Annotated in this window: 20 protein-coding genes; all 20 read left to right on the forward strand. The window is 64.5% G+C overall.

All coding sequences use genetic code 11. The features are described from left to right. Positions 1-55: 55 nt before the first annotated feature. On the forward strand, positions 56-238 hold the full coding sequence (locus LXX_RS14595; protein ID WP_155806831.1) for a hypothetical protein: 183 nt from the start codon (positions 56-58) through the stop codon (positions 236-238). A gap of 41 nt (positions 239-279) precedes the next feature. Then, positions 280-417, forward strand: a complete 138-nt coding sequence (locus tag LXX_RS14600; RefSeq protein WP_176714795.1) for a hypothetical protein — start codon at positions 280-282, stop codon at positions 415-417. Between the two features lie 11 nt (positions 418-428). Next, positions 429-839 carry a hypothetical protein gene (locus tag LXX_RS11790; RefSeq protein WP_041767911.1) on the forward strand — a complete coding sequence of 137 codons (411 nt, stop codon included), beginning with the start codon at positions 429-431 and terminating at the stop codon, positions 837-839. After that, entirely contained in the window at positions 836-1537 is a 702-nt protein-coding gene (locus tag LXX_RS11795) for a hypothetical protein (RefSeq protein WP_011187014.1), read from the forward strand. The genes LXX_RS11790 and LXX_RS11795 overlap by 4 nt, the downstream gene beginning before the upstream one ends. Positions 1538-2264: 727 nt before the next feature. Continuing rightward, positions 2265-2576 (forward strand): hypothetical protein, encoded by a 312-nt coding sequence (locus LXX_RS11805; RefSeq protein ID WP_050737963.1) that lies wholly within the window; start codon positions 2265-2267, stop codon positions 2574-2576. Beyond that, positions 2545-4005, forward strand: a complete 1461-nt coding sequence (locus LXX_RS11810; RefSeq protein ID WP_141692861.1) for a hypothetical protein — start codon at positions 2545-2547, stop codon at positions 4003-4005. The genes LXX_RS11805 and LXX_RS11810 overlap by 32 nt, the downstream gene beginning before the upstream one ends. A gap of 9 nt (positions 4006-4014) precedes the next feature. Continuing rightward, a complete protein-coding gene (locus LXX_RS14605; protein ID WP_155806832.1) occupies positions 4015-4161 on the forward strand; it encodes a hypothetical protein in 147 nt (48 codons plus the stop codon). Then, positions 4158-5402, forward strand: coding sequence for a phage portal protein (locus LXX_RS11815; RefSeq protein ID WP_011187018.1), 1245 nt, complete (start codon positions 4158-4160; stop codon positions 5400-5402). The genes LXX_RS14605 and LXX_RS11815 overlap by 4 nt, the downstream gene beginning before the upstream one ends. Continuing rightward, a complete protein-coding gene (locus tag LXX_RS11820; protein WP_050737964.1) occupies positions 5389-6105 on the forward strand; it encodes an HK97 family phage prohead protease in 717 nt (238 codons plus the stop codon). The genes LXX_RS11815 and LXX_RS11820 overlap by 14 nt, the downstream gene beginning before the upstream one ends. A gap of 173 nt (positions 6106-6278) precedes the next feature. Beyond that, entirely contained in the window at positions 6279-7580 is a 1302-nt protein-coding gene (locus LXX_RS11825; protein WP_041767915.1) for a phage major capsid protein, read from the forward strand. 77 nt (positions 7581-7657) lie between these two features. Then, on the forward strand, positions 7658-7831 hold the full coding sequence (locus tag LXX_RS14610) for a hypothetical protein (RefSeq protein WP_011187021.1): 174 nt from the start codon (positions 7658-7660) through the stop codon (positions 7829-7831). 36 nt (positions 7832-7867) lie between these two features. Next, positions 7868-8464, forward strand: a complete 597-nt coding sequence (locus LXX_RS11830; protein ID WP_141692860.1) for a head-tail connector protein — start codon at positions 7868-7870, stop codon at positions 8462-8464. Further along, positions 8461-8925, forward strand: a complete 465-nt coding sequence (locus tag LXX_RS11835; RefSeq protein WP_041767917.1) for a hypothetical protein — start codon at positions 8461-8463, stop codon at positions 8923-8925. The genes LXX_RS11830 and LXX_RS11835 overlap by 4 nt, the downstream gene beginning before the upstream one ends. Positions 8926-8936: 11 nt before the next feature. Further along, positions 8937-9134, forward strand: coding sequence for a hypothetical protein (locus LXX_RS11840; protein WP_011187023.1), 198 nt, complete (start codon positions 8937-8939; stop codon positions 9132-9134). Continuing rightward, a complete protein-coding gene (locus tag LXX_RS11845) occupies positions 9131-10129 on the forward strand; it encodes a phage tail tube protein (RefSeq protein WP_011187024.1) in 999 nt (332 codons plus the stop codon). Before LXX_RS11840 ends, LXX_RS11845 begins: the two co-directional genes overlap by 4 nt. 118 nt (positions 10130-10247) lie before the next feature. After that, on the forward strand, positions 10248-10598 hold the full coding sequence (locus tag LXX_RS11850) for a hypothetical protein (RefSeq protein WP_041767919.1): 351 nt from the start codon (positions 10248-10250) through the stop codon (positions 10596-10598). Next, positions 10599-10898 carry a hypothetical protein gene (locus LXX_RS11855; protein ID WP_011187026.1) on the forward strand — a complete coding sequence of 100 codons (300 nt, stop codon included), beginning with the start codon at positions 10599-10601 and terminating at the stop codon, positions 10896-10898. It begins immediately after the preceding gene. A 153-nt stretch (positions 10899-11051) separates the two neighbouring features. Then, complete coding sequence (locus LXX_RS11860) at positions 11052-11240, forward strand: hypothetical protein (RefSeq protein WP_011187028.1); 189 nt, start codon at positions 11052-11054, stop codon at positions 11238-11240. Further along, complete coding sequence (locus LXX_RS11865; RefSeq protein WP_011187029.1) at positions 11227-12453, forward strand: hypothetical protein; 1227 nt, start codon at positions 11227-11229, stop codon at positions 12451-12453. The genes LXX_RS11860 and LXX_RS11865 overlap by 14 nt, the downstream gene beginning before the upstream one ends. Further along, complete coding sequence (locus LXX_RS11870; protein ID WP_141692859.1) at positions 12441-13304, forward strand: phage tail domain-containing protein; 864 nt, start codon at positions 12441-12443, stop codon at positions 13302-13304. The genes LXX_RS11865 and LXX_RS11870 overlap by 13 nt, the downstream gene beginning before the upstream one ends. The last annotated feature ends 1 nt before the right edge of the window (position 13305 follow it).

Raw genomic sequence — 13305 nt, forward strand, 5'->3', positions numbered from 1 at the left:
TGGAGGGTTTCATCGCCAACGAGCTCACGATGAGCGTGATCCCGAACGTCACCGGGTGGTGAACGTGACCGTCCCGCACACCCCGCGGAAGCGAGACGACGAGACCGGGCAATGGGTTGATGCCGGCCCCACCGTGTGGGCGGCGGCGGCGTTCTGGGACGAGTACGCCGACGCGGTGATCGGCTCCCCGTCCGCAAGGGCAGCCTCGTCACCCTCACCGGCACAAGTGTGGAACTGAAGGCGTGGGAAGCGAACGGGAAGTCCAGGATCAACCTCACCGTGACCAACCCGACCCTCGCCACCATCATCCAACGCCCCAAACACACCCCCGAGGCCACAGGAAACCCCGGCTGGGCCGCCACACCCACACCCGATCCCTGGGACAACGTTCCACCGGCCGACGACACCCCCTTCTAGGAGAACACCCCATGACCAACCCCACCACCCCGACCGCCGTTGAGGCTCTGACCGCCCAGCGGGACACGCTCGTGCAGGCGCTGTGGGACGTGTACGGCATCCTCGGCGCGGGCCGTGACGGTGACCCGACACCGGCGGCGTGCCTGACCTCCGGGGCTGAGGATTTCGCGAACTCGATAGTCGCCGCCGCCTGGGAGGCCCGCCACGACGCCGAGGAGGCTGTGCGCGAGGCCCGCCACGACGCTCTCGAAGAGGTCCGCGCCCACCGGATCCAATACGTCACCCAAGAACGCCCGAACGAGTACAGCTACCACTGTTCCTGCGGACTCCTCGTCAAGCACATCCCGTTCGGCGGCCCGGCGGAGTGCCCGAACCTGTCCAACCTGCTCCGCGGAACAGCCGACGAGGAAACCCCCGCATGACCGACACCGACCCGCTCTTGGCAGCGGTCGAAGCACTCACCAAGCCAACGCGGACGAAGTATCTGCAGGATGTCATCGAACGGTGGACCACGAAGGACGCTGAGGGGGTCGAGCATGAGCATGCGAAGGTGATCGATCGCAAGACTGTCACCGTTGAGCATGCCCCGCTGCTCGACCAGTTCCGTGACGCCGTTCTCCCCTCCTCGAACACCGCAGCCGGTTCGTCATCGCTCGATTCAACCAGGAACGTGATCGACTCGACCGCCTCGTACGAGTACAGCAAGATCGCAGCCCAGACCGCCGACTGGTGCCGCATCGTCAACACCCAGACCGTTCGCGACGCAAGACTGAACCTGCTGCGCTGGTATCCGAGATTCCGATACCTCAACGCAGCTGCTCAAGCAGAGTCCTGGTACGTCAACCAGCTCCGGGCATGGGCGCGCCTCATCCGCGCACATCTGGATCCGCCGCGGCGGCGCAACATCACCTACCCGTGCCCCGTCTGTGGGCAAAGCTCCTGGCGCAACGACGATGAAGGCGGCATGTGGCCTCTCGAACTCCGATACCGGGTCGATGAGAACAACCGGCCCATCATCGAGAACGCCATCTGCCGATCCTGCGAACCCGTCACAACATGGGAAACGCCGGCCGCGGTCTATGAACTCATCACCGAAATCGAGGAACGACACGCCGGATGACAACACGAGACCACCGCGCCTGTGTTAATATGTGAATACCTTCCAGAAGTGCGCCCAAAACCGGACAGGAAGCCACAAGCCCCGGAAAGCCCTCACCGGAAACGGGGGCTTTCTCACATTCTTCCTATTTCACGGATCCTTCCGGATTTGAGTTGAGACGATGGCGAATGATTATGGGTCGGCCCATAAGAGAGCGCGCCGTGTCTGGGACCAAAGAATCCGCAACGGAACCAAACCCCCGTGCGCTAGGTGTGGGTGGTCGATACTGCCAACGGACGAGTGGCACCTCGATCACACCGATGACGGGCTCGCCTATCTCGGGCCTAGCCACGAACACTGCAACCTCAGCGCGGCGGGTAAGAAGGTCCAGAAGCTCCGAGCCCGCACGCCACAGCGGCACACCAACCAGGCGAGCCGTAACTGGTAGCAAGAACGAGAATCGCGCCGCCGCGATCTCATAAAACGGAAAATCGGGAACAATGCCGTATGGCAGCCAGAAGTCTAGGATTTGCCGTTTTTAGAGGTCGCGTCTGTCCACCCACGCACCTGTGCTTTTTTTATCCCCAACGTGCTGGGTAGCGCTACGGGAGGACACGCTATGGAGCTGAGGTGCGCTCAGTGCAGGCGTCCGTTCGTGGGGAAGCGCTCGACGGCGAGGTATTGTTCGACGCGGTGTCGTACAGCGGCCACCCGAGCTCGCAAGGCCGGCAACGCACCGCCCGCGCCCGTGGCGCTGGTCACCGTGCCGGCGCCGAAGGCTGACAATCCCGAAGCTCCGCCCGCCGAGCCGGGCATCATCGTGGCCGCGCGCGACGAGCTCGCTGCCGCCGGAGTGCTGCACACGCCCCTCGGCCAGGCGGCGATGCTGCTTGCGCAGCGGCTGACCAATGAGTTCGAGACTGGCTCGGCGATCGCGTCCCTGGCAAAGCAGTGGCAGCTGGCGCATGAGGCTGCGTTGAACAGTGTGAAGCGTGCGGATCGGATGGATGAGGTGAGGCGGCGGCGGGATGAGAAGTTACGTGCCGCTCGCGGAGCCTGACTTCCATACTCGTCCTGACTGGTCGGTGACGTTCGGCCCGGAGGTCGGGGAGGTTGCTGCGCTGGCGGGTATCCCGCCGTACCCAGAGCAACAGTTGATCCTGGATGATCTGTTCGCTCTCGACGTGGCGGAGCCGAATCGGTCCGCGGTGTTCGAGCAGGCGGTGATCGCGGCCCGTCAGCAGCTGAAGACGGGGTTCCTGAAGCAGGCGGCGTTGGGGTGGCTGTATGTGATGCCGCAACCGTTGGTGATCTGGTCTGCTCACGAGTTCGGGACGGCGCAGGAAGCGTTCCGGGACATGCAGGCGTTGATCGCGTCGTCGCCGGATCTGGATCGGCGTGTGCGGAAGATCCGCACGGCCGCGGGTTCGGAGTCGATCGAGATGAAGGACGGCTCGAGGCTGCGGTTTAAGGCGCGCACGTCGGGTGGTGGGCGTGGTCTGACGGGTTCGAAGGTCATTCTCGATGAGGCGTTCGCGTTGGATGCGGCGATGATGGGCGCTCTGTTGCCGACTCTGATCTCGGTCCCGGATCCTCAGGTTGTGTATGCGTCGTCGGCGGGGTTGGCGAAGTCGGGCATTCTCCGCGGTGTGCGCGATCGTGGCTGTGGCGGGGTTGACAGGATGGGTTACGCCGAGTGGCTGGCGCAGAAACGGGAGTGCGCGTCAAAGGTGTGCAACCACGCGGTGGGCACGCCGGGGTGCGCGCTGGATGACAAGGTGCTGTGGCGGAAGGCGTGCCCGATTTCGGCCCGGAAGGACCCCGAGCAGATGCAGGCGATCGCGAACCTGCGGATGGCGTTGCCTCCGGATGAGTTCATGCGGGAGTGTCTGGGCTGGTGGGATGAGCCGCTCGGTGACTCGATCATCGGTGAGGGTCTGTGGAGGAGCCTCCTTGTGGAGGATTCGACCATCGACCGGGCCGCGTTCGCCCTGGATGTTTCGCCGGAGCGGGATTGGGCGTCGATCGTGGTCGCCGGCGTGAACCAGTATGGGCGCATCCACATCGAGATCACCTCGAGGGACGGGGTGCTCGACCACCGCACGGGCACGGGCTGGGTCAAGGATCGGTTGGCGCAGATCTCTGCGGACCGTGGCGGGTTGGCGGTGAACATCGCCGCCGGGTCCGCTGCAAAATCGTTGGCGCCGGATCTGGAGGCTACCGGTGTCCGGGTGGAGCGGATCGCAGCCCGCGATGTGGTGTCCGCGTGCGGACGCTTCTACGATCTGGCGATTGATGAGCAACTGTCGCACTTGGTGCAGGATGACCTCACCAATGCGGTGATCGGCGCCCGGAAGAAGAACCTCGGCGAGCGGGCGTTCATGTGGGTGCGTTCTGGCTCGGTCGGTGACATCACCCCGCTCTATGCGGCGACTCTCGCCGTGTGGGCCGCCGATACGTCCCGTGACCCTGTGCTGAACGTCTGGTGAGGAGCCCGCATGCGTGACCGTGCCACGACGTGTCTTGAGCTGGTCGGTGCCGGGCTTGTCGTGACCGCTGCGGTGCTGGTGGACCCGGTGCTCGGCGTCTTCATCGGCGGTATCACCCTGATCGGTATCGGCTGGCTTGTGGGGAGGCGCGGATGAGTCTGTTCCAGAAGCGTTCCAACGGTGATTCGCCGTTCCCTGTCCCGCCCGTCTCACCGTTCCTGGGGGTGTCGCTGTTCGGCGGCACCACCTCCGACCAGTCGATGCGGATCGCCGGGGTGTGGGCGTGTGTGCGTCTGCTCGCGGAGACCGTGTCGATGATGCCGTTGCATGCTTTCACGGTCCGTAATGGTGTGCATGTTCCGATCACGGACCCCCCTTTGATCCAGCGGCCGGCTGCACGTGACACCATGCAGGACTGGCTGTACCAGTTGATGGTGTCGATGCTGCTGCGCGGCAACGGGTATGGGCAGATCGTCGCCCACGACCGGTACGGGTATCCGGTGCAGATCGAGATCCTCGACCTTGAACGGGTGTCGATGTCACAGGACACGACCGGTGTGTGGACGTACACGGTGAATGGGGTCACCGTCGATTCGTCGACCATTTTCCATATTCCCGCGTTCCGGATGCCCGGTAACCCGAAGGGGCTGTCACCGATCGCATACGCTGCCCGCACACTGGGCACGGTGACGGCGGCGGAGTCGTTCGGGCAGGGATTCTTCACGGACGGCGCGCACCCGTCGTCGATTCTCACCACGGATCAGCCCGTTTCGGAGGAGAACGCGCAGAAGATCAAGGCGCGTCTGGTGGCGGCGGTGAACGGTCGCGAACCGGCCGTGCTCGGTGCGGGGGTGAAGTGGCAGGCGGTGCAGGTCACCCCGGAGGAGTCGCAGTTCCTTGCGACGCAGCAGTTCGGGATCTCGCAGATCGCCCGCATCTTCGGTGTGCCGGCCGAACTCATCGGCGGCGGTGCGCCTGGGTCGTCAATCACGTACGCCAACGTGACGCAGCGGGCGATGGACTACCTGACGTATTCGGTGCAACCGTGGCTGACCCGGATCGAGTCGGCGATGTTCCCGCTGATGCCGAAACGGCAGCACGTCCGGTTCGACACCTCCGAGCTGGTGCGCCTGGACCCTGAGGCGAAGTGGCGGGTCAACGCGGAGAAGCTGAACACTGCATCCGCGTCGATCAACGAGGTACGCGCGGACGACGACGCGCCCCCGGTTGAGTGGGGGGACAAGCCGTACTTGCCGGCGGTGAAGACCACGGCGGCGGGTATCGCCCTTCAGGTTGGTGACCAGCCCGGTTCGGGTAAAGCGACGATCTCCGCCACTGACGACAAGCCTGAGGAAACGAAGCCTCCGACGAATGGAGAACCCCATGGGTCTCATTGAGCAGCGCAGCGCCCACTATGGCGCGAAGCCACGCGAGATGCGCCTCCGGCTGACGAATCCAGAGATCCGGGACAACGGTGACGGGTCGATCAACCTCGTCGGCTATGCGTCGGTGACGGACTCGCCGTACGAGGTGAACGACATGTGGGGCTCATATATGGAGACGATCGCGCGGGGCGCGTTCGCCAAGAGCCTGCAGGAGTCGGAAGACGTGCGCCTGCTCGTGAACCACGACGGCATCCCGCTCGCCCGCACCCGTTCCGGCACGCTGAACCTCCACGAGATCACCGACCCGCTCGCCGACCCTCAGGGGCGTGGCCAGACGGGTCTGTGGTCGGAGGCGCCGAACCTCGACCCAGCGTCGCCGCTGGTGCAGACGGTGGCGTCGGCGATGCGTCGCGGTGACCTGTCAGAGATGTCGTTCGCGTTCTCTGCCCTCCGGCAGACATGGAACGCCGACTACACCGAGCGCGAGGTGAACGAGTGCCACCTGTTCGACGTTTCGGTGGTCACCTACCCGGCGAACCCGGCAACATCGGCGAGTCTCCGCGACGGAGACGCCACGGACCAGGCCGCTGACACGGTTCTCACGGACGAAGAGCGAGCCGGTGAGGAATCAGCCGGGCAGGTATACCCGGAGGCCACAGAGGCGCAGGAGCGCAGTCTCGCGCTTGCGCGAGCTCGCGCCGCGTCCCGCCACTAACTCACCACCCCAAGACAACCCCCGCAAACCGTGGGGGTTTTGCGCCATGCCGGTCACGCCGGAGTCCGCGCCGGAGCCCACCGATCATGGGCCACCACCCGGGCCACCACCTGAACCAGACAGCGCACACACCACCCCTTACAGCCCACCTAGTGGGCAGAGAGGAGTTGACGATGAGTGCTCTCATCGCTCAGCTCGAGGAGCGTCGTGCGTCTCTCATCCAGGAGCGCGACGGCATCCTCGACTCCGCCACAGCGGAGACGTTCACCCCCGAGGTCGAGGCTCGCGTCGGCGAGCACAACACCGAGATCAACACCCTGGAGGAGCGTGTCGGCGAGCTGCGTGCTCAGGCCGAGCGTGAGGACCGTGCCCGTCACCTCGCGCCGGTCGTGGTCGGCGGCGAGCCGAACCCGGTGTACCGCCGGGACGACACTGGTGTGTCGTTCTTCCGTGACATCTTCAACGCGCAGACCCGCGGCGACGTGCAGGCGCGTGAGCGTCTCGCGGCCTCGCAGGAGTCCCGGGCGCTGTCGACCTCGGCGGGCGCCGGCGGCCAGTTCGCGCCGCCGGAATGGCTTATCGAGGATTTCGTCGCTTTCGCGCGTCCGGGCCGTGTGTATGCGGATGGTGTGCAGCACGACGAGCTTCCCTCGGGCGTATCCTCGATCAACCTGCCGACCGTCAACACCGGTGCCGCCGTCGCGGTGCAGGCGACGCAGAACACCGCGGTCGCTTCCACCGACCTCACCACGAGTTCTGTCTCGTCCGGCATTACCACGATCGCCGGTCAGCAGGTCGTGTCCCTGCAGCTGCTGCAGCAGTCCGGCATTCCCTTCGACCGGGTGGTTCTCGGTGACCTGGCTCGTGCATACGCTTCCGGTTTGGATGTGCAGACCCTCACTGGTTCCGGCGCGTCCGGTCAACTGCAGGGCGTCATCGGTCTGCCTGGTGTGAACGTGATCACCTATACGCAGGCGTCGCCGGCGTTCGCGGGTGCGGGCCAGTTCTACTCGCAGATCATTCAGGCGATCAACGCGGTCAATACCAACCGTTTCCTCCCCGCCACGGAGATCTACATGCATCCGCGCCGGTGGGCGTGGGTGCTGAACGCGCTCGACGCGCAGAACCGTCCCCTGGTTGTCCCGGACGGTCCGGCGTTCAACCAGCCCGCCGTTCAGGGCGGCGTCACCGCCCAGGGCTATGCGGGCACCCTCGCCGGCCTGCCGGTGAAGGTCGACCCGAACATCCCCACCAACCTGGGCTCCGGGACCAACCAGGATGCTGTGATCGTGCAGCGCTCCGATGACCTGTGGCTGTTCGAGTCCGCTCTGCAGTCGGCGTCGTTCGACGCCACGTACGCGAACCAGGCGTCGATCCTGTTCCGTGTGCTCGGCTACAGCGCGTTCATCCCGAACCGCTACCCGAAGTCCATCGCCGTGATCACCGGCACTGGCCTGGTGACCCCGACCTTCTGATCACCCCCGCAGCACCTGGCCCCGGGCTGTACATCTCGTCCGGGGCCAGTCACTGCTCACATACGAAGGAGACAGTCATGGGCGCAGATATCGACCGTGAAACCTATCTGGAGGGGCTGCGCAATGAGCGTGCCAACGAGGATCGGGCGGGCCGCACCGAACAGGTGAAGCTTGTCGACCAGGAGATCGGCCGCATTCAGGGTCGTAAGACCGAACGCGCAACCGACAAGACCCGCGTCGAGAAGCGTTGACTTCTCCGCACGCAGACGAATAAGGGAGGCGTGGACATGGCAGCGATTGACATCATCCAGCTCGACGACGCGAAGGCGCAGCTGAACATCGTCACCAACACCCACGACAAGATGCTGCAGAGCATGATCTCCGCGGCGTCACGGATGTGGGTGAACCGGTGCGGGCCGGTCAATACGCAAACGTTCGACGAGTGGTATGACGGCGGCAACCCGCGCATCATCGTCCGCAACTCTCCCATCGTGACCATCACGAGGGTGGAGGAAGTGATCGGCGCTGTCACGTACACACTAAACCTGCAGACTCTTCAGCCGGGCGGTGACCTCTCCGCGTGGGGTTACTCGGTCGAGAACACCATCGGACAGCTCACCCGCCGCGCCGCGGGCATAGCGATGCCGTTCACTCCTGGCATCAATAACGTGCATGTTGCCTACACCGCCGGATACACGGCTATTCCGGAGGACATTGCCCTGGCCGTCACTTTGCTGGTGCAGCACCTGTGGGAGACGACCCGTGGCGCGGGACGGCGCCCTGGGCAGGGCGGCGACGATCAGTGGTCCCCACAGCTCGGGTATGCGTGGCCGCATCGTGTCGAGGAGATCGCCGCGTCCTATCGGACCCCGGGGATCGCATGACTGCCTCAACGATCCCCGTCGTCATCGACGCGTTGATCGCATCGTTCGGGACGGCGCTCGGGGACTCGAATGTGTTCGACGGGACCGGGGTCACCGATAACACCCTCACCGATTATGTCCTCGTCGGCGTCGCTGACCCGGAGGGCGACTCGATCACCGAATCGGCGACATCGCAGCAGTCGTGGCCGTGGCTGGGGCATGCGGTCCGCGACGAGACGGTCGTCGTGCATTGCGTGGCCGTGTCCTGGAACGGTGACGGCGTTGCCAAGACCGCACGAGACAGCGTGTTCAACATGCTCGGCACGGTTACCACAGCGATCCAGGACAATCCCAGCTACGGCGTGAGCGGGGTGCTCTATGTGCAAGGGGTCACCAGTATGTCCCTGCATCAACTACAGGACGAGAACGGCGCGATCGCGTTCCTCCCGTTCGATGTGACCGTCAGGTCCCGAATCAGCTAAGGAGGCCCAGCATGGGGCAGGTGAGGAATGTGTCCGGCGAGCCTCGGTATGTGCCGGAGCTGAACCGGGTCATCGATGTGGACGAGGTTGCCGACGTGCCCGATGAGCGGGTCGACGGATACGACGGGCAGTACGAGGTGTGGGAGATCGTCGACCGTGGCGAGACCGCCGGGGAGACTGACTCCGTGGCGAAGAAGGGCGGTAAATGATGAGCACCGGAACCGGACTCGCTGGGCAAGTAGGTATCGCCACGGAGACCAGCTATGGCACCGCTGCGCCGCCGACGAGGTTCCTTCCCATCTCGAAGGCGCAGATGACGAAGGTGAAGAACACGATCGGGCAGTCCTGGCTGGGCGCTGGCCGGTTGATGGACCTCGGCGCGGGCCGTGTCGTCACCACCCGCGGCGGTAAGGGCACCTTCGACCTCGATGTCACCAACCGGGGCATGGGATTGCTGCTGCAGGCACTGATGGGAACCACCGTCACCCCGATTCAGGTCGGCTCGACTGCGGCGTACACGCAGACGCATGCCCTCGCGGACACGGTGGACAAATCCCTGACCGTGCAGGCGGGCATCCCCGATGCGACCGGGATAGTGCGCCCGTACACCTTCCTCGGCGCGAAAGTCACCGACGCCACGTTCACGTTCGAGCCCGGCAAAGAAGTCACCTCCACCTTCACTCTCGACACACAAGATGTCATCGAGAGCCAGACCCTCGCCGCGGCGTCGTACGTCGCCGCGATGCGCCCGTTCGTCGGCACCGACACCAGCGTCAAGGTCGGTATGTTCGGGTCCGAGGCGGCCGTGTCCGGTGTGAAGAAGGTCACGATCAAGATCGAGCGCCCCCAGAACGCCGCCCGCTACTACCTCGGCGGCCAGGGATTGAAGGCGCAACCGCTGCTGAACGCGATGACAAAGATCACCGGCACCATCGAAGCGGACTTCATCGACAAGACAATCTGGGCGGACCGGTTCGCGTCCGACGCGCCGTTCTCCTTGGTACTTGAGGCAGACGGGCTGCAGATCAGCGCCTCGGGCAACTTCGACACGTTCCGCATCACACTGCCGCAGTGCTTCCTCGATGGGGACACGCCGACGCTGCAAGGACCAGATGTGGTGTCCGGGTCGTTCCCATTCACCGCCCTGTTCGACGGCGCCAACCTGCCGACGATCTTCACCCAGTCCGCCGACACCACCCTGTAGGAGGCGCTCATGCCCCGGGTGTTCGATGTGGCCATGCTCCGCGGTGACTTCGGCAAGGAGGTCGACAAGCTGCGCACAGCCCGCACCGGGGGGTGTCCGGAAAGAGCTGCGGAAGGCGTTGACGAACGCGACCAAACCGACACGGCGGAAGATCCGCGACGCCGCCCGAGAACGCCTCCCACAGAAGGGTGGTCTGGCGAAATGGGCGGGCGTCATGCCCGCCCTGATCACCGACTTCCGCACCGACCGGCAGCAGGTCATCATCCGCGACAGCAAACGCGGCCACGACCTCGAAGCGATCGACCGGGGCCGACTGCGGCACCCGCTGTACGGGAATCGGAACTACTGGTACGAGCAGCAGATCGCACCCGGGTTCTTCACCGAAACGGTTCAAGCCGAGACACCCCGGATCAGAGCCCTGGTGTGGGGTGGGCTTTCCGCCTACCTCGAGACGATTGGGGAAAAGTAAATGGCCAACATCCTGAAAGTCACCATTGATGGCGAGAAGACCGAAGTAGACCTCGACAAGCTCACGTTCGCTGAGGGGCGCGCGATCGAGAAAGTCACCGGCAAGGAGTTCCGCGAGGCGATCACGTCACAATCGTTGACCTCCGTCCAGGCGATCATCTGGGTGACGTGGAAACGCCACCACCCGGGCGTCGCTTTCTCCGACTTCGACGACCGCGCCATCACGGACATTGAGATCGACCTCGAAAAGGATGACGGGACGCCACCGGAAAACCCTACGGTGCCCGCGGCGGAGGGTTAGAGCGCGAGCGCGCCCACTATCTCGGCGGGTTCGCTGAGGTGCTGCACATCCGACCGTGGGAGATCGATCTCCTCAGCATGGGCGAGTTCACCGCGCTCTGCGACTACCTCGACCGCCGCGAAGAAGCCATGAAAACCATATAAGGGGAACACCGTGTCGACGAATGTTCTTGAGTTCCTCATCGTCGGTAAGGAGCAGGTTTCCGAGGCGATGGAGAAGGTCGAGTCGAAGCTGGAGGGTGTCCACGGCAAACTCGACAAGTTGAAGGTCGCCGGCGGCCTCGCCCTCGCTGGCGCGGCCGCCGGCGACGGATTTCGCGTCGAAGTCGGTGGAGGCGTATGAGGAGGCGCAGAAGAGCCAGACTGAGCTGCAGGAGGCGTACAAGAAGTTCCCCGCGATCGCGGACGTGTCGATCGACAAGCTGCAGGAACTCAACGACACGATCCAGGAGAAGACCGGATACGATCACAACGAACTCGCGACGGCGCAGGCGAAATTGGCCATGTATGGGGTGACGGGGAAACAGCTTGAAGAGTTGACGCCGCTGGTCGCGGACTATGCCTCCAAGACCGGAACCGACACGGTGTCCGCCGCGGAATCGCTGGGCAAGGCGCTGCTGGGCAAAGGACGGGCGCTCGCACAGGTCGGCATCGCCTTCAAGGACACAGGGACCAAAGCGGGCAACTATGCTGAGGTCGTTGAGGGGCTCAAAGGCAAGGTCGAGGGCGCCGCCGAGACGATGGGCGGCACCGCCGCCGGGAAGGCGAAGATCCTCGCCGCCGGGTTTAAAGACATTCAGGAGAAGGTCGGGCAGGGGCTTATGCCCGCGCTCGAACACGTGACCGACGCCGGCGTGAAAGTCGTCAACTGGTTGAACAAGACCCCCGGCGCCATGAACGCGGTCCTGATCGCCATCGGTTTGATCACCGCGGCCGTCGTCGTCTATACGATCGCGCAGGTCGCCGCGAACACCGCCATCTGGGCATCCCCTGTCACCTGGATCATCGCCGGCATCGTCGCCCTGATCGCGGTTGTTGTTCTGCTTGCCACCCATTGGAGCCAGGTCACCGGTTTCATCTCGACGGTGTGGAATGGCTTCATCGGCTGGATCACCGGCAGCATCTCCGGTTTCGGCAAGTGGATCGGGGATGTCTGGTCGGGTATTTGGAACGGTGCGCTCGGGATTGTGAAGAATGTGTGGAATGGCATCGCCGATTGGATCGCCGGCGGTATCAACAACGTCATTCACCTGATTAACGGGATCACCGGTGCGGTGAACTCGGCCACCGGGGTGGTCGGTATCCATATCGGGAAGATCCCCGATGTTCACCTTCCGCACCTCGCGACCGGCGGATATGTGCAGCAGGGTGGTCTCGCCGTCGTGGGTGAGCAGGGTCCCGAGCTTATGTACGTCCCGACTGCTGCGCAGGTGTTCCCGAATGGCACCCAACCGTCCGCCGGCGGCATGCATATTGGCACGTTCATCGCGCAGGCGAATCAGTCGCCGGCGGAGATCGCGAACGAGTTGGGGTGGATGTGGCGATGGGCTACCTGACTGGGCCGGTGAACACCCTCGCCGATTATCAGGTCGAGTTCAACGGTTTCCTGATGGGGCCGGGCACCGCTTATGACCTTCCGCCGGGGTGTGACTTCTTCGATATGGCCGCGATCAAGACCATGGACCAGCAGCGTGTCTGGGCGGATGGTTCATGGTCTGGTCCGGACTTCGCGGGTGTTCTGACGCCGACCCTGCCGATGAACGCGCATGCCACCCAGGCTGTGACCCTCACGGACGCATTGTCGGCGCTGCGGGGCGTGCTCTCGCCGCAGGCGACGGCGGGGCCGTTGTGGGTGAAACTGCCCGGCATGGTCGCGCAGGGCATCCCCGCGAAAGTCGCCAAGCGCTCATTCCCTCTCGGCCTGGAATGGTATGCCGGATCGGCCAGCGGTGCGGTGCAGTTCCGGTGCCCGGACCCCGCCTGGCAGTCGGTGCCGCGCATCCTGCAACTCGCGGCGTCGGGTGCGGCCTCGTCCGGGCTGTCTTTTCCGCTTTTCCAGGCGGTGTCCACCGTCCTCGACTTCGGTGTGACGGGCCTCTCATCGGCGGCGGGCACGCTCACGAACGCGGGGAACACCCCCGCGTTCCCGTATGTGGTGGTGACTGGTCCGGTATCGGGGTTCTCGATCGTCATCGATGGGAACACGGTCACCTACACGGACACGGTGGCCGCCGGCCAAACGTTGACCATCGACTACAGAACCGGTTACGCGACCCTCACCGGTGGTGTCGACCGGACCACCAGGCTGAGCTCGCGCCAGTTCTCCGCGGTCACGTCCACCAGTTCTGTCTTCTTCTCCGCCGCGGCTGGTGTCGCGGCGATCACCATCGCCGACCTCTGGAGGTAAC

This window comes from Leifsonia xyli subsp. xyli str. CTCB07 (assembly GCF_000007665.1).
Taxonomy (GTDB): Bacteria; Actinomycetota; Actinomycetes; order Actinomycetales; family Microbacteriaceae; genus Leifsonia; species Leifsonia xyli_C.

Bases quoted from the DNA above. Each gene is read 5' to 3' on its own strand.
- LXX_RS14610 (WP_011187021.1), top strand. From the start codon at position 7,658: ATGGGCGCAGATATCGACCGTGAAACCTATCTGGAGGGGCTGCGCAAT.
- LXX_RS14605 (WP_155806832.1), top strand. From the start codon at position 4,015: ATGCGTGACCGTGCCACGACGTGTCTTGAGCTGGTCGGTGCCGGGCTT.
- LXX_RS11870 (WP_141692859.1), top strand. From the start codon at position 12,441: ATGGGCTACCTGACTGGGCCGGTGAACACCCTCGCCGATTATCAGGTC.
- LXX_RS11825 (WP_041767915.1), top strand. From the start codon at position 6,279: ATGAGTGCTCTCATCGCTCAGCTCGAGGAGCGTCGTGCGTCTCTCATC.
- LXX_RS11835 (WP_041767917.1), top strand. From the start codon at position 8,461: ATGACTGCCTCAACGATCCCCGTCGTCATCGACGCGTTGATCGCATCG.
- LXX_RS11830 (WP_141692860.1), top strand. From the start codon at position 7,868: ATGGCAGCGATTGACATCATCCAGCTCGACGACGCGAAGGCGCAGCTG.
- LXX_RS11815 (WP_011187018.1), top strand. From the start codon at position 4,158: ATGAGTCTGTTCCAGAAGCGTTCCAACGGTGATTCGCCGTTCCCTGTC.
- LXX_RS11855 (WP_011187026.1), top strand. From the start codon at position 10,599: ATGGCCAACATCCTGAAAGTCACCATTGATGGCGAGAAGACCGAAGTA.
- LXX_RS11820 (WP_050737964.1), top strand. From the start codon at position 5,389: ATGGGTCTCATTGAGCAGCGCAGCGCCCACTATGGCGCGAAGCCACGC.
- LXX_RS11840 (WP_011187023.1), top strand. From the start codon at position 8,937: ATGGGGCAGGTGAGGAATGTGTCCGGCGAGCCTCGGTATGTGCCGGAG.
- LXX_RS11845 (WP_011187024.1), top strand. From the start codon at position 9,131: ATGATGAGCACCGGAACCGGACTCGCTGGGCAAGTAGGTATCGCCACG.
- LXX_RS11810 (WP_141692861.1), top strand. From the start codon at position 2,545: ATGAGAAGTTACGTGCCGCTCGCGGAGCCTGACTTCCATACTCGTCCT.
- LXX_RS11790 (WP_041767911.1), top strand. From the start codon at position 429: ATGACCAACCCCACCACCCCGACCGCCGTTGAGGCTCTGACCGCCCAG.
- LXX_RS11795 (WP_011187014.1), top strand. From the start codon at position 836: ATGACCGACACCGACCCGCTCTTGGCAGCGGTCGAAGCACTCACCAAG.